The sequence below is a fragment of the Stenotrophomonas muris genome (assembly GCF_052751275.1).
In genome coordinates this window covers 1215678-1233591 of sequence record NZ_CP199879.1, presented here as the reverse complement: position 1 = coordinate 1233591, position 17914 = coordinate 1215678, and the positions used below count along the sequence as shown (strand labels likewise).

General features: G+C 64.1%; 18 protein-coding genes and 3 pseudogenes. 10 read left to right on the top strand and 11 right to left on the bottom strand.

The features are described 5' to 3' along the window. Nucleotide 1: 1 nt before the first annotated feature. The gene (gene moaA / locus ACUVWL_RS05515) at nt 2-982 is read right to left on the bottom strand and encodes a GTP 3',8-cyclase MoaA (protein ID WP_329767888.1); all 981 of its coding nucleotides are present in this window, start codon (nt 980-982) and stop codon (nt 2-4) included. A gap of 566 nt (nt 983-1548) precedes the next feature. On the opposite strand from moaA, the gene ACUVWL_RS05510 reads away from it, so the two are divergent. Beyond that, nucleotides 1549-1923, top strand: a complete 375-nt coding sequence (locus tag ACUVWL_RS05510) for a hypothetical protein (RefSeq protein ID WP_126412428.1) — start codon at nt 1549-1551, stop codon at nt 1921-1923. Between the two features lie 19 nt (nt 1924-1942). Here the strand turns inward: ACUVWL_RS05510 and ACUVWL_RS05505 are convergent, their stop codons facing one another. From ACUVWL_RS05505 to ACUVWL_RS05470, 8 genes and pseudogenes are all read right to left on the bottom strand, one after another. Continuing rightward, nucleotides 1943-2329, bottom strand: a complete 387-nt coding sequence (locus tag ACUVWL_RS05505) for a hypothetical protein (protein WP_445978895.1) — start codon at nt 2327-2329, stop codon at nt 1943-1945. A 244-nt stretch (nt 2330-2573) separates the two neighbouring features. Further along, nucleotides 2574-2960 (bottom strand): hypothetical protein, encoded by a 387-nt coding sequence (locus ACUVWL_RS05500; RefSeq protein ID WP_126412430.1) that lies wholly within the window; start codon nt 2958-2960, stop codon nt 2574-2576. Nucleotides 2961-3058: 98 nt separating this feature from the next. Continuing rightward, nucleotides 3059-3436, bottom strand: coding sequence for a hypothetical protein (locus ACUVWL_RS05495; RefSeq protein ID WP_049439435.1), 378 nt, complete (start codon nt 3434-3436; stop codon nt 3059-3061). A gap of 474 nt (nt 3437-3910) precedes the next feature. Beyond that, entirely contained in the window at nt 3911-4234 is a 324-nt protein-coding gene (locus tag ACUVWL_RS05490) for a hypothetical protein (RefSeq protein ID WP_445978894.1), read from the bottom strand. A 318-nt stretch (nt 4235-4552) separates the two neighbouring features. Then, nucleotides 4553-4993: a hypothetical protein gene (locus ACUVWL_RS05485; protein WP_141098601.1), complete on the bottom strand. Its 441-nt coding sequence runs from the start codon at nt 4991-4993 to the stop codon at nt 4553-4555. 175 nt (nt 4994-5168) lie between these two features. Next, nucleotides 5169-6035, bottom strand: a pseudogene (locus tag ACUVWL_RS05480) (RHS repeat-associated core domain-containing protein); the annotation flags it as partial. An 83-nt stretch (nt 6036-6118) separates the two neighbouring features. After that, complete coding sequence (locus ACUVWL_RS05475; protein ID WP_049439430.1) at nt 6119-6454, bottom strand: DUF6984 family protein; 336 nt, start codon at nt 6452-6454, stop codon at nt 6119-6121. Between the two features lie 465 nt (nt 6455-6919). Continuing rightward, nucleotides 6920-8971: pseudogene (locus ACUVWL_RS05470) on the bottom strand (RHS repeat-associated core domain-containing protein); the annotation flags it as partial. On the opposite strand from ACUVWL_RS05470, the pseudogene ACUVWL_RS05465 reads away from it, so the two are divergent. After that, nucleotides 8901-9443: pseudogene (locus ACUVWL_RS05465) on the top strand (alpha/beta fold hydrolase); the annotation flags it as partial. The pseudogenes ACUVWL_RS05470 and ACUVWL_RS05465 overlap by 71 nt on opposite strands. Before the next feature lie 35 nt (nt 9444-9478). Here the strand turns inward: ACUVWL_RS05465 and ACUVWL_RS05460 are convergent. Next, entirely contained in the window at nt 9479-10273 is a 795-nt protein-coding gene (locus ACUVWL_RS05460; protein WP_014647399.1) for an AraC family transcriptional regulator, read from the bottom strand. A 79-nt stretch (nt 10274-10352) separates the two neighbouring features. Between ACUVWL_RS05460 and ACUVWL_RS05455 the strand changes: the two genes are divergently transcribed. From ACUVWL_RS05455 to ACUVWL_RS05435, 5 genes are all read left to right on the top strand, one after another. Next, entirely contained in the window at nt 10353-12314 is a 1962-nt protein-coding gene (locus ACUVWL_RS05455; protein ID WP_445978893.1) for an FUSC family protein, read from the top strand. Between the two features lie 4 nt (nt 12315-12318). Then, the gene (locus ACUVWL_RS05450; RefSeq protein WP_014647401.1) at nt 12319-12528 is read left to right on the top strand and encodes a DUF1656 domain-containing protein; all 210 of its coding nucleotides are present in this window, start codon (nt 12319-12321) and stop codon (nt 12526-12528) included. Nucleotide 12529: 1 nt separating this feature from the next. Further along, nucleotides 12530-13414, top strand: coding sequence for an efflux RND transporter periplasmic adaptor subunit (locus ACUVWL_RS05445; RefSeq protein ID WP_014647402.1), 885 nt, complete (start codon nt 12530-12532; stop codon nt 13412-13414). Then, the gene (locus tag ACUVWL_RS05440; RefSeq protein ID WP_445978892.1) at nt 13411-14847 is read left to right on the top strand and encodes an efflux transporter outer membrane subunit; all 1437 of its coding nucleotides are present in this window, start codon (nt 13411-13413) and stop codon (nt 14845-14847) included. The genes ACUVWL_RS05445 and ACUVWL_RS05440 overlap by 4 nt, the downstream gene beginning before the upstream one ends. Nucleotides 14848-14981: 134 nt before the next feature. Continuing rightward, nucleotides 14982-15329 carry an RcnB family protein gene (locus tag ACUVWL_RS05435; RefSeq protein WP_049439424.1) on the top strand — a complete coding sequence of 116 codons (348 nt, stop codon included), beginning with the start codon at nt 14982-14984 and terminating at the stop codon, nt 15327-15329. A gap of 50 nt (nt 15330-15379) precedes the next feature. Here the strand turns inward: ACUVWL_RS05435 and ACUVWL_RS05430 are convergent, their stop codons facing one another. Then, nucleotides 15380-15694 carry a hypothetical protein gene (locus ACUVWL_RS05430; protein WP_401729678.1) on the bottom strand — a complete coding sequence of 105 codons (315 nt, stop codon included), beginning with the start codon at nt 15692-15694 and terminating at the stop codon, nt 15380-15382. Nucleotides 15695-16186: 492 nt separating this feature from the next. On the opposite strand from ACUVWL_RS05430, the gene ACUVWL_RS05425 reads away from it, so the two are divergent. From ACUVWL_RS05425 to ACUVWL_RS05415, 3 genes are read left to right on the top strand one after another with little or no spacing between them, the layout of a single operon-like run. Next, nucleotides 16187-16807 carry a hypothetical protein gene (locus ACUVWL_RS05425; protein ID WP_134808980.1) on the top strand — a complete coding sequence of 207 codons (621 nt, stop codon included), beginning with the start codon at nt 16187-16189 and terminating at the stop codon, nt 16805-16807. A 32-nt stretch (nt 16808-16839) separates the two neighbouring features. After that, nucleotides 16840-17292, top strand: coding sequence for a hypothetical protein (locus ACUVWL_RS05420; RefSeq protein WP_445978891.1), 453 nt, complete (start codon nt 16840-16842; stop codon nt 17290-17292). A 35-nt stretch (nt 17293-17327) separates the two neighbouring features. Next, a complete protein-coding gene (locus ACUVWL_RS05415) occupies nt 17328-17858 on the top strand; it encodes a nuclear transport factor 2 family protein (protein WP_049439415.1) in 531 nt (176 codons plus the stop codon). Nucleotides 17859-17914: the final 56 nt, after the last annotated feature.

Here is a 17914-nt window from a genome sequence, read left to right as displayed (position 1 = left end):
CTCATCCTCCGATGGAGGCCAGGTGCGGGGTCAGCCCGGTCTGGCCCTGGTGCAGTCCATGCCCGGCCGCTTTCAGGCCAAGCTGGGTGGTGATGCGTGCCAGCAGCGCGTCGTGGTCCTCATCGCGCTGTAGCAGCGGACGCAGCGGCACGCCGAACTCGCCAAACAGGCACAGCCGCAGGTCGCCCTTGGCGGTCACCCGCAGGCGGTTGCAGCCCTTGCAGAAGTCACGCGAATATGGGGCGATGATGCCGATGCTGCCGCGATGGTCGGGGTGGCCGAACTCGCGCGCCGGGCCGGCATCGGCCGCGCGCGGCCGCTCGTGCCAACCGGCAGCCAGCAGCTGCTCGATCACCACGTCGGCGCGCAGGTGGTGGCGCTGGAAATAGGCTTCGTTGTCGCCGGTGCGCATCAGTTCAATGAAACGCACGCTGAAGGGGCGGTCACGCAGGTAGTCCATCCACTGCGGCAGCTCGTCGTCATTCAGGCCACGCAGCAGCACCGCATTGAGCTTGATCGCCGGCAGGCCCAGCGCCTGCGCCAGGGCCAGGCCCTGCTGGATCTCCGGCAGACGGTCGTGCCCGGTGATGGTGTGGAAACGCTCGCGTTGCAGGCTGTCCACGCTCACGTTCAGCGCGGTCAGCCCGGCCCGGTGCCAACCCGGCAGGCGCCGCGGCAGCAGCGTGCCATTGGTGGTGATGGCCACCTTGCGGATGCCCGGAACCGCCGCCACGGTGGCGATGATCTCGTCCAGATCCTTGCGCAGGCTGGGCTCGCCGCCGGTCAGGCGGATCTTGCTCATGCCCAGCGCCGCAAAGGCCCGCACCAGGCGGCCGATCTCATCCACCTGCAGGAAACGCGGGCGGCCGTCGGCCTGGTACCCGTCGGGCAGGCAGTAGCTGCACCGGAAGTTGCAGGCTTCGGTGAGCGACAAGCGCAGGTACGGAAAGCTGCGTCCGAAGCTGTCGGTGAGTTGGCTCATGGCTGTTCCGCCTCCTGGTACCACTCTGCAGCCCTGCCCCTGAACGGGTTGTCGACCCCAACCCGCAGAGTGCGCTGGGGCGTTGAAAGCGTCAACCCGTGAGCCACGCAGCCTGAATTGGCGCCGCCTGTCGTGATAGGCCCTCCCCGCCCGGCCCGTTCGCCGTGACAACCTCGACACCTGTCGCAGATTGCAGGTTGCGGGCGGATCACTACGCCAGCCAGCACTGGCGGGGCTTAACAGCGTAGGACAATGTCAAAAGCGTCTCCAATCGAGTGATGTTTACAACTCTTCTGATTGGCATTGCACAGCGCCAGGGGCTCAGATGGCGTGCCACCGGAAAAGGGTGGCCGGGCTTCGAACACCCGAGTTGATGTTGATGTATGCGCTTGCCAGCCGGCGCCACCCTAGCGTGGCGCCGGCTGGCAATCCGTCTGCCGGCTATGGCGGGCGGTGCGTGGGGGCCTTCGGGCCCACCGGACTGACATCAACCCGGTGTTCGAACCACGTACCGTCCGCCACTTTTATGGGTGGCGGCTACCGATTGCCCTGCACGGAGCCTTGCCATGAACGAATCGGACTTCCCGCATCTGCACGCCTACCGCAGCACCGCCGGCGACGACGGTGCGCCACAGGCTGCGCCAACAGTGGACAGGAACACCTTCATTGCCAACCTCCACCGCATCGGCTCCGGTGCTGCGGCCGACGGACAACCCTGGCCGGAGCGTCACCAGCTGCCCGGGCGCTGCCTGGCCCTGGCCGACGCCGATTGCGCGTTGAGCGGGTTGCGGGTGGTGCTGGAAATGCTGCTGGCGGCCGAACGCACCCGTCAGAACGGCGAACCCGGGCAGTACGTGGGCGACCGGGTGATGGAAGGATTGGTCATGGCCTGCCAGTCGTTGTGCGCGCAGGCGGTAGGGCGGTTGCAGCCCGAAGGGTGAATGCCATGTGCAACGGACTTCAGCGAGGATCGCCTCCCGCCCGACACGCCGTCGGCGCAGCGCCCTTGTTCGGGGGAACTGCGTGTACATTCCAGCGATCTGCCAAAGCGCGTTCGACGCGGACAGAAAATGACCGTGCCTCGGCGGGCATCTTCCCTTCAGAAAAGCCGATAGCTATCTCGAAGCGATCCAATCCGAGATTCCCCGCCTCCAGTCCAGAGCCATCTTCCCGCTTCACTCCGACGTAGACGACGGGGCGCTTCACGTCCACCTTTGCCCTGGCAAGCTGGCGATCCAATTCAGCGCTGCCATCAAAGAACTGCATTCCTTCGTCCTTGGCAATAGAGCTGAGGGTCTGCTTGAACCGCTTCAAGCCGTCTTGGTCATGCACGCAGAACTGGAGCATCTTGAAGGGCCGCTTTCCTAGAGCCCATGCGCCGCCAGAGAATCCAAGTCCGACTCCAATCAGAAGTAGTGCTGTCAGGATCCTCACCATCATCAAGGCCCCAATATGCAAGGTGTGGCGGCCAACGCCGCCGCAGAGTCAAAAATCATGACCCCAAGGATATCTCCGCTCGGTCTTCTCAGGCGCCTTCCGCCGGATGAGGGAGACCTTGTCGGGGGTGAGGAATCTGGGCACGGAATGTCTTTCAGGGCACTGCACCCGCCATCGGCAGATGCTCGATCCGCCATGTCCTGGCGTAGATCAGAATGACGCTACCGGTCGAGGTGGTCTCGATACGAAAACACTTCAGGCCGGACAGCGGATAGCCGACCGCCTTCCAACGATCAAGAAGATCAGCGAGTCCCGGCGCGTCATCGTCAACTCTGGCGAACTCAATTCCCTCGTCACCCAGTACGCCGAAGTTCATGAGCGCAGAGCACCCGTACGCTTCCGGGAAGCAAACGATTGACTCCCGACCGTCCGGCCAGCGCACGTGGACCTTTACCTCATCGCATACGCCTGGATTCCTTCTATCGATGTTGATAGCCAGCAACGTCGCGTCACACCATTCGAGCGCGTTGAAATCTCTCATCTACTGGAATTCCCCAAACCCATACAACAGAACGACCGAATCACCGCCGCCATCATTGCTGCGGCGTGTACGGGGAATTTCTTCAGCCTCGCAACGCCCTACTTCACGCAAGACGACTTCAACGCGTGCCTAGCCTGTGCTGATCCAACATTGGCCGACACCAGTTGATCGACGAGTTGACAAGAGATTCTCTGTTCCCCGTGCATAGGGACGACAAACAGATCCCCATTGTCCCTCGTTGTGTCCAACGCAACCCAAACCCTCGCTTGCGCGTCTACAGAGAACCCGGCGAGCAGATGCCCGCCCCCTTCTTCATAGATCAGGTCGCCAACCGGCTGGCGTCTGTACTCCAGCTCGGCGCTTTGCAAAGCGGCATAAACCGGCTTCTCGCCCAGCTCACCTCGTTGGAGTTTGCGAAATGAAAACAGCGCCGCACCTGTGAGAAGGATGAAGAGCAACACGTAAATGAATCTCATGTACTAGATTCCCGATCAGAGCTCTGGGATGCGCGAGGACGATCACCGGTCACCGCTCCTGAAGCTCCCCAAGATTGAGATCCCGGGCATATGACCGCCGACTACTGATCTGTACTTCTTTGGATGCGAACCTTCGACCATCCCTGCATTCGACGGCGAATTGGTAGCTTCTGGGTTCCGGCCCTGCAACGACCATCATGGGGACCGAGAATGTGCTTCCAACCGGTTTCGACGAAACTACACCTTCGTCCTCCCCGAGCATACTCAGCTCACAATCTAGAGCGCGAACGTCACCCTGACCTGGCGGCACGCTTCCCGAGACGCGCACGATCATATCGCCACCCGATGTTGCACAGCCGGCCAGAACCAGACCGGCAACGACAGCGGCGGCATACCTCACCTTCGGCATCCCCGAATTCTCAGTACGCACTGCGACGTCTACGCCGATAGCCATTCAGGGATGCATCAATCTCATCAATAGATACCCGCCATGATACGAATGTAGTCGTCGAGCGAATCCACCCGCCGCTCGACTGCAATACCACGCTTTTTTGCGAGCGATTGAAGCTCGAATATCAACACCCCATACCCCGAGTCCCAGCCATGAGCTTCACCAGGCGACAGTTCCTTCGAAAATCGATCTCCAGGACGGAGCCTCCCGGAGGGCAAACGAAGCTCGTCTGCAACATGCTCCAGCAGCTCCACTACGGTTTCCTGATCCAGACCACTCTCCGCATAGTATTGGTCATAGAAGCCAGTTGGCGACAGCACGCCTCTTTTTCTCAGGCATTCTTTCATGTCCATTCGCCTCCATCCACCACCTGCGCTGCAGCCACAATAGACCATGGAGCCGATATCCCATAGGTCCTCCCGCACAGTCGTCACCGCGGCCCAGCAATCTTCCTGCCGAACGCCTGGGTGCTTGAAGCTTGCCGGACCATCCGATCTTCTTACACGGCCCTCCCATTCGTGAACACGGACAAGTGGCAAGGTCGATTTGACACATACCCGAACCCACACGACGCTCGGCCGGAAAGTGCCGAATCAGGCACCGGGAAAGGAGATCGCCACGTGCCACTCACGCATTTCGCTTACTAGGTGAGACCGCCCAGCCACCTATAACTTTATTCCGCTGTAAACAAGGCCCAGCTCTTCATCGCGCATGACCCAGCGGCCAGCATTTCCCTCCGGACACAGATAGAACTTGCCGCCATAGCTTGACGCTCGCGACCACGCGTTGCGGGCAAACGGAGGAAATCTCCGCATGACTCGCGCGTCGGACATCTCCGGCCTGCTCACCAGCCTACATTCTTCGGGCAAAGCAAGAACCCCGCTGGTCAGGCGGAAAACCAGCCACGATTCATTTGTGTCCATGTCGTGCGACTCGCGTATGTTGACTGCGTCCTCAGGCAACCATGAAGGCAACCATTTCGATTCACCGATTGCTTGTCTTGAGACGGCTTGATTGCGGTCTGCATACTCGGTGCTGGCAACTTCCATGCAACCAGAAAGTGCGATTGACAGCATCACGACTGGGAGCAGCTTGGGGGCGTACATTTGAGGCGTCCAAATCATCAGTAGGGGAAGTTTCCACCGGGACGATAGCTCCCGCACATCTGCGAGCAACTCCCCGTACGACTCATTTGTCCAGATGATCGTCCGAGGCGATTTGCCAACTGATCCGCAGCGGAGTCAGCGGCAGAGTCGCCCTTGATGTTTTGATCGAACCACTATAGTTGTAAAACAACCCGCTCGCATCCGTGGCCTGCTGGCCCGGGAAGCGCAGCGCCAGCTCAAACGCCACACCATCGCCATCCGGGTCGGCACTCGGAATCTGGTTGCCGAACACCTCGCTCTTGTTGCTCCACTCCCAGATCGAGACGTTCCGTACCGGGTCGATCACCACGCGCGGCGTACCTAGGTGACCCGGCTGGACGTAGGCCAGTTCCGGCACGCCGGTACTCGGCACATTGATCAGCGCCACCGGGTAGTTGTCCAGCCAGATGGCCTGCTGTTGCGCCTGGCCCGTGGCCAAGTAGTTGCCCAGCCACTGCCCTGCTTCGTCATACAGGGTGATCTGAGCAGCGCCACCAGCCGGGGTGCGCAGCACGCGCTCGCCGCGGTGGTTGTAACCGTAGCTCTCCAGTGTGGCGTTGCCCTGCTTCACCGTGTTCATGCGATTGGCATCGCTGTAGGTGAACGTCTTGATGCCGATGCTGGTGGTATTGCCCGCTGCGTCATGGGTACGCGACTCGCCATCCACAGCAGTCAGGCGATGGCTGGTTGCGGGATAGGTGTAGCTGGCAGTGCCCGCCGAAGTGGTCAGCGCGGTGCGATTGCCGGTGGCGTCATACGCATAGGTTTCAATCGGCGTGCCGGTCGCGCCGTCCTGGGTCTGGGTCAGGCGACCCAGCGCGTCGTAGGCGTACTTGGCCAGCACCGTCGAGCCTGTGCCGTTCTTCAGCTCGGTGATCGAACCGACCGGATCATAGCCGTAGCCCAGCGACAGGCCACCGGCGGCCGGGTCATGCACCGCCTGCGGGCGGCAATCCAGATCCAACGGACGCTACAGCTGGCGGCCGTTGCCGTAGGTCCAACCGATCACCTATTGCTCGGAACATCCTCAGTCCGGGCGCCTCCTTGGATAGCTAAGGAGCGAGGGCGGAAACGTTTAGGCTCTTACTAGCCCGCAGCGGACGCCCTCCTGGGACGAAGGCTAATAACTGGCGAGAAGTCGACTTTCCATACATCCAACTCAAAAAGATCTCCATAATTGTCCAGTGAAAGTGTCACTATAACTTCAACCCCATCCGTGTCGACAAAGGTTTTGCTGGCCAGCTCCTTTCCAAGCAAACGGTCGAGCTTGCTTGATTTGAACAGCAGGCTCCCCATCCCGCCATCATCCATCTCCTCAACTTCAATCGCCGCAAGTGAATCAGCAGTGATGCCCGGAAAATCCACACCTTGAAGCATCAATTTCACTAATGATTTTTCAGATTCCGATAAATGCCTGTACATGCATCAATTCCTGGGCGGAGTAATTCTACTTACATTAATGCTTCCATCAGGAAACTTATGGGAGCTGTATTCAATTTTAACACCGTCGACCGTCACAGAGCCAGAATATGTTCCAGAGGGGTGATTCGCCCCGATTCGCTCAATATCGGCGGCAATCGCCGCCTTCACACTAACGCTATCCATCCCAGCCTTTTCGACGTGCCGGAAGGCGTGATAAACCTGATTGTCCACTCGGCCAAATGTGAGCAGTATCCGGCCAGCTTTGACTGGCAGTTTCAGGAGCTTAAGAGGGCCAATACCGATCGCCGCCATCGCAATATTGCCCGGCGTTGGGTTCTCACATGCTTCGTAAATGCCTTTGACGTCCCCGACACCTGGAGTCATGTCCGCAACCCATGGAAGCAACATTCTTGCCTGGGACTCATCGAGGGGATTGACCATCTCCCTTGGGCTTCCGATAACCTGAAGCCCCTGCGGATCGATCGAGAAGGTTGGCCGAGAGCCAACATATGAGAAGGTGGAAATCCCACCCTCCAATCCAATTGGATCACTCTGCGAATACCGCCCCACCGCCGGGTCGTATTCCCGCTGATAGTTGTAGAACAACCCACTCGCATCCGTGGCCTGCTGGCCCGGGAAGCGCAGCGCCAGCTCGAACGCCACACCATCCCCGTCCGGGTCTGCACTCGGAATCTGGTTGCCGAACACCTCGCTCTTGTTGCTCCACTCCCAGATCGAGACATTCCGTACCGGATCGATCACCACGCGCGGCGTGCCCAGATGATCCGGCTGCACGTAGGCCAGCTCCGGCACGCCGGTAGCCGGCGTGTTGATCAGTGCCACCGGGTAGTTGTCCAGCCAGATGGCCTGCTGCTGCGCCTGCCCCGTGGCCGAGTAGTTGCCCAGCCACTGCCCCGCCTCGTCGTACAAGGTGATCTGAGCCGCGCCGGCGGCCGCGGAGCGCAACACGCGCTCGCCGCGATGGTTGTAACCGTAGCTTTCCAGCACCGCATTGCCCTGCTTCACCGCGTTCATGCGGTTGGCATCGTTGTAGATGAACGACTTGCCGCCGATGCGGGTGGTGTTGCCCACCGCGTCATGGTCGCGCGCTTCGCCGTCCACGGCGGTCAGCCGGTGGCTGGTTGCGGGATAGGTGTAGCTGGCCGTGCCTGCCGAGGTGGTCAGCGCGGTGCGATTGCCGGTGGCGTCATAGGCATAGGTTTCGATCGGCGTGCCGGTCGTGCCGTCCTGGGTCTGGGTCAGGCGACCCAGCGCGTCATAGGCGTACTTGGCCAGCACCGTCGAGCCTGTGCCGTTCTTCAGCTCGGTGATCGAACCGACGGGATCGTAGCCATAGCCCAGCGACAGGCCACCGGCGGCCGGGTCATGCACCGCCTGCGGGCGGTAATCCAGATCCAGCGGATGCTGCAGCTGGCGGCCGTTGCCGTAGGTCCAGCCGGTCGCCGGGCCGAAGGCCGCATAGGTCACGTTGTTCACCACGATCTGGCGCGCCTGGCCGGGGCGGGTCAGGCCGATCTGGCTGATGCGGCCCTGGGTATCGCGCACGTAGTCAGCCACGCTGCCGTCGGGGTAGGTCAACGCGGTCAGGCGGCCCGACTTGCTATAGGCGTAGCGCAGCGTGCTGGCAACGCCGTTGACGGTCTGTACCTTGCGGGTGACCTGGCCGAAGCGGTCATGGCAGTACTGGGTGCTGCCATTGGCATGCAGCACCTGCCCAAGCCGTCCCTTGGCGAAGCGCTCGTCGGCGGCACAGGCGGCCGGCGCCACGTCATAGCTGTAGCCCACGTCCAGATTGGGGTCCGGATAGGCGATGCCGATCAGGCGGTTGAGCCCATCGTAGTGATAGGTGGCGGTGACGCCGCGTGCATCGGCGGCCGTCTTGCGATTGCCGGCGGCATCCACGGTGAAGCTGCTGGCACCGCTGTCCGGGCTGACTTGCCCGGTCAGATCACCGAAACCGTTATAGGCATAAGTGGTGTGCAGACCCTTCGGGTCGGTGACCTGGGTGACCTGATCCAGCGCGTTGTACTGGCTGCGGATCTCCGCCGCCACGCCGCCCACGTCCTGCAGGGTCTGCGCCAAGCGGTTCAACGGGTCGTACTGCTGGCTGGTCACGCGCTGCAGTGCGTCGGTCACCGTCTGCGGGTTGCCGTTGGCATCGTAGGCAAAGCCGGTGGCGTGATTGCTCGCGTCCTTCAGTGCGGTCAGCTGGCCGAGCGTGTTGAACGTCCGTGCCAGGGTGCGGCGCAGGGTACCGCCTGCATCGAGCGTGTCTTCCTTGAGGCGATTGCCGGCATTGTCCAGCGTGTAGTGAATCGTGTTGCCCGCGTTGTCCTCGATATCGGTCAAGCGCAGCGCCGCATCGTAGACATAGGAAACGCTGCTGCCGTCGGGCTCGGTGATCTGTTGCACCTGGCCGGACGGCGATGCGCATCTGGCCGACCTCACGGCCGTGATCGATACGCTCGCCCCCGGTCGCCGCGTGGTGCTGGTGGGTCATTCCTATGGCGGCCTGCTGGCCACGGAGTTTGCACGCCGCCAACCGGAGCGCCTGCAGGGCCTGGTGCTGGTGGACCCGGCCACGATGGGTCAGCGCCATGCGTTCAAGCAGGCCGACAGTGCCCGCGTGCAGGCAGATGATGCCCAGCTGCGGGCGATGCTGCCGCCGGCCATGGCCGCCGACTACGCCGTCCTGACCGAACAGCTGGATGCACCCGGTGCGGAAACCCCGCGCACGATGCCGGACGTGCCGGTAGCGCTGCTGACTGCAACCCAGCTGGCTGCCGAACCGCTGTTCTTCGAGGAAACCGCAGAGGGCAAGGCACTCTGGAAAGCACAGCACGCCCTGCTCTTTTCGGGATTCACGCGCGGCTCGTACCGCTACCTGGCAACCGGCCACACCCTCCAGCGCGAGGAGCCTGCTGCGGTGGTGGCCGCGATTCAATCGGTCTCCGGCACCTCGAAGTAGCTGTTCCAGGCAGGGGCTTCCCGGGTTGTTCCCCGCTACTGCCCACGCAGGCGCACCGCAAAGTACCGCGCCGGGGAAAGGCCAAGCGCTTTCTTGAACATCGTGATGAAGGCCGTCACCGACTCATAGCCCAACGTCTCGGAAACGCGTTGTACGGGTGCACCGGCGGCGAGTTCACGAATGGCGATGAGCAGGTGCAGCTGCTGCCGCCAGCGCCCGAAGGACAAGCCCGTTTCCCGTTCGATGAGCCGGGTCAACGTGCGCTCGCCGAGGGCCAGGCGCACGGCCCACTGGCCGATGGTGCTGCGGTCTGCCGGATCCGCCGACAGCGCCGCCGCCAGCGCACGCACCTTCGGGTGATGGCTGACCGGCAGCGACAGATGCTCGGCCGGCATCTGTACCAGCTCGTCCAGCAACACCCGCGCCAGCCGGTCGGTGTGGCTGCCATGCGGATAGTCCAGCGGCGCGTCGGCCAGATGCAGGATCATCTCGCGCAGCATCGGCGAGATGGCCAGCGTCACGCACTGCGCCGGCAGGTCGACGATGCCGGGCTCGACGAACAGGTAGCACAGGCGCGCGTTGGCGGTGGCGCGGTTGCTGTGCGGCATGCCGCCCGGAATCCAGACGCCACACTGGGGCGGCACGATCCACAGCGCATTGGCCACTTCGCAGGTCACCGCGCCATGCAGCGCAAGAATGAGCTGACCCTTGCGGTGCTCATGCACCGGAATTTCCGCGTCGTGCTCGGCCACCTGCAGGCGGCTGGCAACCGCCGGGCGATCGGTCTCGTCCGGGTCCAGGTCAAAGCCGGGGAGCGAAATGCGAGCCATTCTCACATTGACCGGTTTTAGCGATTGATTGTCATTGTAGCGAAATTCGCCAGTGCGGCCGATCACTAGCATGAGCCGCATGCACGCCCCCACCCCTGCCCGTCTCCACGTGTTCCAGGCATTCGCCTGGTTGAAAAGCCCTGCCCTCAGGACCGACCAGGAGGCGGTGCTGTTCTCGCTCAAATGCCTGCTCGCCGCGTCGCTGGGGCTGTATGTCTCTCTAAGGATCGGCCTGAATCGCCCGTTCTGGGTGATCGGCACGGTCTATCTGGTATCGCAGCCTCTGTCCGGGGCGACACTCAGCCGCGGCCTGTTCCGCCTGCTCGGTACCGTGGGCGGAGCCGTCGCCACCGTCGTGCTGGTGCCACGTTTCGCCAATGCACCCCTGGTGCTGAGCGCCGCGCTCGCGACCTGGATGGCGCTGTGCCTGTATCTGGCGATGCTCGACCGCACGCCACGTGCCTATGCGTTCCTGCTGGCCGGCTATACCACCAGCCTGATCGGCTTTCCTGCGGTGATGGTGCCGGGAGACGTGTTCACCATTGCCATCACGCGGGTGCAGGAAATCGCCATCGGCATCCTGGCCGCAACGCTGGTACACGCGCTGGTGCTGCCGCGCCGGGTCTCGATACGCGTGCACGCGCGGGTTGCTGCCGTGCTGGATGACGCGGAACGATGGACACGGGACATGCGCGCCGGTGCATCGGACACGGTGCTGGCGACGGACCGCTCGAAAGTGGCCGCCGACCTGCTCGAGCTGCATGTGCTGTCGATCCACCTGCCCTTCGACAGCGCCCACGGCGTGGCCCAGGTGCAGATCCTGCGCGCCCTGCATGACCGGATGCTGGATGTACTGATGCTCTCCAGCGCGGTGGAAGATTCCCTCGCACGGCTGCGCTCATCACAGGCCAGCGCGATGGATTCGCCTGGCTGGCGCGAGCTGATGCAGACCGGCCTCGCCGCGCAACAGGCCGAGCTCGACCTCGCCCACACCGACTGCCGCGTGCTGCAGGCACAACTATGCACTGCCCGGCCCGACTGGCGCCGGCATGTACCTGCCCGCCTTGCGCGACATGCGCAGGGTGCGGTACTTCACCGGGATCATCGGCTTGCCCTGCGCAGCGCGCTGGGCGCGTTCGTCGGCATCCTGCTGAGCTGCGTGTTGTGGATCGTTACCGGCTGGTCGGACGGCGCCACGGCGGTGTCCATCATCGGCACGGCGTGCGTGCTGTTCGGCACGATCGAAGCGCCTGCGCCGCATGTCATGCGCTATCTGGTGGGATCGTTGATCGGCGTTGGCGTCGGCCTGCTCTACGGTCTGCTGATCTTCCCCGCGCTGTCCGATGTCGTCGGCCTGACTGCCGCGCTGGCGCCTGCGCTGCTGCTGTGCGGATCGTTCCTGGCCCGGCCTCCCTTCATCATGGCTGCCCTGGGCGTGGTGCTGACGTTTCCGCTCATCGCGGGACTGGGCGCGACCAATACGGTCAACATCGTCGGCGCACTCAACAACAGCGTAGCGTTGTTCGTGGGTACGACAGTGGCACTGTGCAGCATGCAGCTGTTCCAGACCGCCGATGCGGGCCGCAACCGCGCACGGCTGGAGCGTTCGATCCGTCGGGATATCGCACGACACGCCGCCGGACAAGGTGGCGTGGCCCGGGCCTGGCTCAGCCGCATGCTGGATCGAATCGGGCTGCTCGCTCCCCGGTTGCGGGGCGGTTCCAGTACCGCAGACGACCTGCGGGCATTGTTTGCGGACGTGCGTGCGGTACGTGCATCCAACCAACTCCGCGCACTGGACAAGTGCCAGGAAAACCCGCAGGTCCGGGTGCTTCATGCGGCGCTGATCGAACGCGTCGCCGCACATTTCAGGATCCGCGCGCACGCGCCACGCAGTGTCGACGCCCATCTTCTGGAACTGCTCGACCGCATGCGCGAGGCAGCAGTGGCCAGCAGCGGGGATGATCGTGAGCATCTGTCGCACCTGCTCTGCGGATTGCGCCGCGACCTGCTGGCGCCTGCTCTCACCCTTCGGCACTGACCTCATGTTTTCTGATCTCTCCATTGATGGCGTGCTGATCCCCGGCCTGCTCGCCGTGGCCGCCGCCGCGCTGGCGCTGTCGATGCTGACCTCGCGCCTGCTCGCCAGTCTCGGTCTGTACCGCTTGTTCGCCGCGCGACCACTGGTGGGCCTGTCCCTGTTCGTGATCCTGGCGGAGCTGATGATCCGGCTCTCGCCCCTGCTCGAGAAATGAAATGAAACACCTGCTTGCTGTCATCGGGCGCTGGAGCGCTACGCTGGTTGTATTCGCGATTGCTGTCGTCGCCGCGCTGTCCATCTGGAAGCGTTACGAAACACGCCCGTGGACGCGGGATGGACGGGTCCGCGCCGATGTGGTGCGCGTTGCGTCGGACATGGGGGGGCTGGTCACCCAGGTGCTGGTGCACGACAACCAGCGGGTCAGCGCCGGACAACTGCTGCTGGTGCTGGATCAGCCACGCCTGGCTGCCGCGCTTGAGAAGGCCGACGCAGCGGTCAGCAGCGCACGCGCGACGCTGGCGCTGGCCCGCCGCGAATCGACGCGGGACAACGCACTTGGCAACCTGGTCGCCTCGGAAACACGCGAACGCAATGCCGCCAAGGTCGATACCGAGCTGGCCGCCCTGGCGCAGGCACGGGCCGAACAGCGCGTTGCCCAGCTCAACGTGCAACGCACCGAGGTGCGCGCGAGCACCGACGGCATCGTCACCAACCTGGACCTGCATGCGGGCGATTACCTGCAACCGGGCGCGCAGGCGCTGGCGCTGATCGACACCGGCAGCCTGCGCATCGAGGGCTACTTCGAGGAAACCAAACTGGGCTGCATCACCGAGGGCGATGCCGCCGTGGCGCGGCTGATGGGCGACACCCGCGATGTCCGCGGACACGTGGAGACCATCGCCGCCGGCATTGCCGACGATCAGCGCTCCAGCACGCACAACCTGCTGCCGGCCGTGGCGCCGACCTATACCTGGGTGAGGCTGGCACAGCGCATCCCGGTACGCATCCGTATCGATGATGCGCCGCCGGATACGCGCCTGATCGTGGGTCGCACTGCGAGTGTGACCATCACGCCCTCGGCACCGGGAGCCTGCAAGTGAGCGTGCGGACAGTACGTGGTGGGCTGCTTGCCCTGTTGCTGCCCCTGACGGCCTGCGTATCCGGCCCCGACTATCACCTGCCTGCGAACGCCGTCGCAGCTTCACAACAGGCTGCGCGGGCGTTCGTCTCGGGCCAGGACCCGTCGCTCAGTCACGACGTGCCACCGGATCGGTGGTGGCACCTGTATGGCGACCCCCAGCTTGACGCCTACGTACGCGAAGCACTGGCGGCCAATACCGACCTGCGCGCCGCCGATGCCAACCTTCGGCGCGCCAGCGCCACCGTGCTGGAGTACCGCGCGCGCGGTGCCGTGCAAGCCGACGTGGATGCATCGGGCACGCTCACCCATGCCGGTGGCTACACCCAGGCATCGGCCGCGCCACAGTCGTATGCGCTCGGCCTTCACCTCTCCTATCCACTGGATCTTGCAGGCGGCATCCGCCGCGGCATCGAAGCCGCCAACGCCGACGCGGAGGCGGTTGCTGCGGCACGCGACCAGGTCCGCGTGGTCGTCGCTGCGGCCGTCACCCGTGCCTATCTCCAGGTGTGCACCCGCAATCACACGCTCGCTGCAACCCGGCAGGTGCTGGCGGTGCAGCGCGCCACCCTGGACGCAACCCGACGCCTGGCTGCAGGCGGGCGCGGAACGGACTTCGATGTCAGCCGTGCCGGTGCCGCCGTCAATCGCAGCGCGGCGGCGATACCGCACCTGCTGGCGGAACGGCAGGCCGCACTGTTCGAACTGGCCGCACTGATGGGCAGGCTCCCGGCGGACTATCCCAGGGAGGCCGAAGCCTGCCCCCAGCCCCCTGAGCTGGAGCAGGCGCTGCCGGTCGGTGATGGCTGGCAGCTGCTCCAGCGGCGCCCCGACATACGTGCCGCCGAACGCAGCCTGGCCGCCGCGACTGCAATGATCGGTGTCGAGACGGCGGGTCTCTATCCGCAGATCACCTTGGGCGCCTCTTCGGGCGTGGCCGGCACACCGGCGCATCTGCTGTCGGCCGACGGCTTCGGTGCGGGCATCGGTCCCGTGCTGTCATGGCACTGGCCCAACCGCCGCGTGGCCAAGGCCCGCATCGCAGCGGCCGGTGCCAACGCAGATACCGCGCTCGCGTCCTTTGACGGCGTCGTGCTGCAGGCACTGCGGCAGACCGAGACCGCGCTTTCTGCCTGCACGCAGGAGCTTGAACGCGAGCGCAGCCTGGCGCAGGCGCGTGGGGATGCAGCGCGGGCCGCCGGGCAGGCGCAGCAGCTCTACCGTTTCGGCAGGATCGATTTTCTCGACCTGCTTTCTGCCCAGGCCGCGCTGGCAGATGCGGAGTCCGCATTGGCCGTCTCGCGCGCGGAGCGCATTGACCGGCAGATGGATCTTTTCCTGTCGTTGGGTGGAGGCTGGGCTGCAACAGATTCAGCCCCGGGCGGGGTCCAGTGACCCGTTGCCTGGCAGCGGCTGCAGGCCGCGCCGTCTGTTCAGGAATGTACCGCCTACACCCGTATTCATTCACACTGACTGCCCTATATTCCCGCCACAGCGCCGCATGCTGCGGCCATGACGGAGGCATCTCCATGAAGACCACACGCTTGCTTGCCATCGCCTTGACCACCACCACCGCGTTGGCTGCGGCCCCCGCCTTCGCCGATCCGCCGCACCACGCCCGCGGCAACGGCCCGCCGCCGCATGCGGGCGGCCCGCATAACCGCGATGCGCCGCCGCCGGGCTGGCAGAAGAAGGCCTGGCGACGTGGCGAGCGCCTGCCGTGGGCCGAAGTGGACCGCCGCTACTGGGTAGACGATTACGCGCGCTATGACCTGCGCGAACCGGGCCGCGACCGGCGTTGGGTGCGCCAGTCCGATAACGAGTACCTGCTGGTGGAGATCGCCACCGGGCTGATCATCGACGCCCTGCATCGCTGAAGCGACCTGCAGCGTCCGCACACGCAGCGATTTACATCGGTGCAGACACCTTACGACCGGGGCCGCCCCGGTCGGCGGTGTCTGCGCCCACGGCGCCCCGCCCGCCTCCGCGGCCCGCCATGCAGGCCCTCCCGCAGCGCGATATACCCGCACATCAGCGCTGTGGCAAATAGCCCCATCGCCACCAGTATTTCGAATCCTCGATCACCCAAAAGCAGGCGGATGGAGATCTGCAGTGAGCACAGCCTGCCGCAGCGCAGGCCGTGCTCGTTGAAGCCATGGATGAGCACCAGTACGCCCATCAGCCCGCACCACGCCATCAGGGCCAGGCTTGCGATGAAGATGAAAGGACGATGGATACGCATGCGCTTGCTGCGGTCGTCTACGGTGATGTCAGGCGCGACGTTGCAATTACGCGATCGGAAGCATCCAGTTCCACCGACCAGGCTTCGGTATCCAGTCCCAGCCGGTTCTCATACCACCATCGCTGCGCACAGCGACCACTGCATCCACGGCTGGCATAGCGGGTGAAGGGAACATCGGCGTGCTCCACCACGTCAGGGGGCCCCAGCGCCCGCAGTACCTCGCCCCTGCTCGCCCCGACCGGGACCGAGGCAAGCGCGTGGGAATGCCACGCCGAGATCGCCGAGCAACCGGCAACGTACGCCACGAACAGGCCCGCAAGCCCCCACATCAGTGCCCTCATTGACAGATCCCCTCCTGCGCCGCGCGCCCGCGCATCATCCGCGCAGACCTTCTTCAACGTCAAACCTCGACACGCGGGCCTGTTGCAGCGCCCGGCATCCGTGCTAGCGTGCGCCGTCAAACTCTCCATGGGGTGCAGGATGCGCAATGGAATGGGACGGAATCTGGTGATCGCCTGCATGGCCCTGGCTGTTGCCCCAGCGGCGGCAACAGCGGCCGCAACAGCGACCGCAATGCCGGGCGATCGTGGGCAGGATTTCGTGCAGACACAGGCGATCACCGCGCGCTGCCAGAAGAGCCTGCCCGGCCTGGAACTGCAGTTGCAGGAGGGCCGCAAGCACTGGCTGTCGACACTCGACGCCGCGCAACTGCAGGCCGCCGAGGCCTATGCCAGCAGCAAGGAAGGCAGGACTCTGGGAAAGAGTGTGGAGCGGGATGCCTCCCGCGCCTTCGGTCGCAATACCTTGTCCGCCGCAGCGACCTGCGTTGGCCTGCTCGCCGAGTACGGCCCGGCCCACCCGCTGCCTTCCGGCACGGCAATGCCGGCCGACCGGGTGCAGCACTACATGCTGCACTTTGCACCGATGGTGCTGGCTCGGCTGCAGTGCGCGCGCCTGGACGGCATCGACGTGGCCGCCCAGCCCGATGGCTCGGAAACCTGGCAGTACCGGGCCTGTGGCCAGACCGAATCCGTGCGCATGGCCCCGCTCGGGCAGAGCTGGTCGATGAGCGATGCGGACCGCAATCGCCTGTTCGACGCACTGACCCGATAGGTCGGACGGTATTCCCCGGGGTAGCAGGAACCATGTTTCCACCCACCACCTGGATCAAGTTGCGATCTGCCTTTCCATTGGCGGCCTGCACGGTGCTATGCGCCTGCGGCCTGGTTATGGACAGTTCGTTCGACACGCTGCGCGAGGCGCTCGATTCCGACATGGTGAACAAGGGATGGATTCCCGGCTGGGTGCCGCAAGCGGCGACCGACCTGCGGGAGGTACATGACCTCGACTCGAGCACCAGCGCGCTGGCCTTCACCAAACCCCCTGCGGTATCACTGCAGCTGCCTGCGGATTGCCAGACAACGACATTCAGTAGCAGCGATCCTGTTGCGTTCGATCGATACTGGTGGCCGGGCGACGGGACGCTCAAGTCGTCGTACCACGTCTTTCGCTGCGCGCCCGAATCCGGAAAATCAGTCTTCGTCGCCATCAACAGGACCGAAGACCACGTGCTCTTCTGGCGAACCTGCGCGCGGTGATGCGCCCGCGCCACCCTATTCCTCCCCAGGACCCCATGATGCCCAACGCACGTGCACGCTTCGCTGCCCTCGCCTTTTTCCTCCCGGCGTGCTTGCCGGCCCACGCCGCAAAGGACGCCCCCGCCGACGTCAAGGCGATCGAACAGGTGGTCGAAGCGTTCCGCACCTCGCTGATCAACAAGGACAAGCCGACCTACATGGGCCTGTTCTTCTCTGATAAACCGGAAGACATCGGCTGGCAGTTCGTTTCCGAGGATGTGCGCCTGCAGGACATCCGCAAGGCCAAGCCCGATGCGATCAAGGCACGGCAGATTCCCGCCAACAACTTCATCGCGCTGATCGACGGGGCGGTCGCCTCGCCGAAGCCGAAGGAGGAGAAGTTCTCCAACACGAAGATCGAGACGGACGGCGATGTGGCCTCGGTCTCGTTTGACTACAGCTTCCACGACGATGGGGTGAAGACCAACTGGGGCAAGGAAATGTGGCAGCTGGTCCGCACGGAGCAGGGCTGGAAGATCTTCTCGGTGATCTACTCGATCCGCGATTCACGCAGCCCGGGCGATTGAACGTCGCTTGACCGGGCCGAACCCAGGCCGCGATCCATTCAGCAAGGGCATTGGCA

What these genes read in the sequence shown, in the direction of transcription:
- moaA (WP_329767888.1), bottom strand. Translation starts at nt 982, where the DNA reads ATGAGCCAACTCACCGACAGCTTCGGACGCAGCTTTCCGTACCTGCGC.
- ACUVWL_RS05510 (WP_126412428.1), top strand. Translation starts at nt 1,549, where the DNA reads ATGAACGAATCGGACTTCCCGCATCTGCACGCCTACCGCAGCACCGCC.
- ACUVWL_RS05505 (WP_445978895.1), bottom strand. Translation starts at nt 2,329, where the DNA reads ATGCTCCAGTTCTGCGTGCATGACCAAGACGGCTTGAAGCGGTTCAAG.
- ACUVWL_RS05500 (WP_126412430.1), bottom strand. Translation starts at nt 2,960, where the DNA reads ATGAGAGATTTCAACGCGCTCGAATGGTGTGACGCGACGTTGCTGGCT.
- ACUVWL_RS05495 (WP_049439435.1), bottom strand. Translation starts at nt 3,436, where the DNA reads ATGAGATTCATTTACGTGTTGCTCTTCATCCTTCTCACAGGTGCGGCG.
- ACUVWL_RS05490 (WP_445978894.1), bottom strand. Translation starts at nt 4,234, where the DNA reads ATGAAAGAATGCCTGAGAAAAAGAGGCGTGCTGTCGCCAACTGGCTTC.
- ACUVWL_RS05485 (WP_141098601.1), bottom strand. Translation starts at nt 4,993, where the DNA reads ATGTACGCCCCCAAGCTGCTCCCAGTCGTGATGCTGTCAATCGCACTT.
- ACUVWL_RS05475 (WP_049439430.1), bottom strand. Translation starts at nt 6,454, where the DNA reads ATGTACAGGCATTTATCGGAATCTGAAAAATCATTAGTGAAATTGATG.
- ACUVWL_RS05460 (WP_014647399.1), bottom strand. Translation starts at nt 10,273, where the DNA reads ATGGCTCGCATTTCGCTCCCCGGCTTTGACCTGGACCCGGACGAGACC.
- ACUVWL_RS05455 (WP_445978893.1), top strand. Translation starts at nt 10,353, where the DNA reads ATGCACGCCCCCACCCCTGCCCGTCTCCACGTGTTCCAGGCATTCGCC.
- ACUVWL_RS05450 (WP_014647401.1), top strand. Translation starts at nt 12,319, where the DNA reads ATGTTTTCTGATCTCTCCATTGATGGCGTGCTGATCCCCGGCCTGCTC.
- ACUVWL_RS05445 (WP_014647402.1), top strand. Translation starts at nt 12,530, where the DNA reads ATGAAACACCTGCTTGCTGTCATCGGGCGCTGGAGCGCTACGCTGGTT.
- ACUVWL_RS05435 (WP_049439424.1), top strand. Translation starts at nt 14,982, where the DNA reads ATGAAGACCACACGCTTGCTTGCCATCGCCTTGACCACCACCACCGCG.
- ACUVWL_RS05430 (WP_401729678.1), bottom strand. Translation starts at nt 15,694, where the DNA reads ATGCGTATCCATCGTCCTTTCATCTTCATCGCAAGCCTGGCCCTGATG.
- ACUVWL_RS05425 (WP_134808980.1), top strand. Translation starts at nt 16,187, where the DNA reads ATGGGACGGAATCTGGTGATCGCCTGCATGGCCCTGGCTGTTGCCCCA.
- ACUVWL_RS05420 (WP_445978891.1), top strand. Translation starts at nt 16,840, where the DNA reads ATGTTTCCACCCACCACCTGGATCAAGTTGCGATCTGCCTTTCCATTG.
- ACUVWL_RS05415 (WP_049439415.1), top strand. Translation starts at nt 17,328, where the DNA reads ATGATGCCCAACGCACGTGCACGCTTCGCTGCCCTCGCCTTTTTCCTC.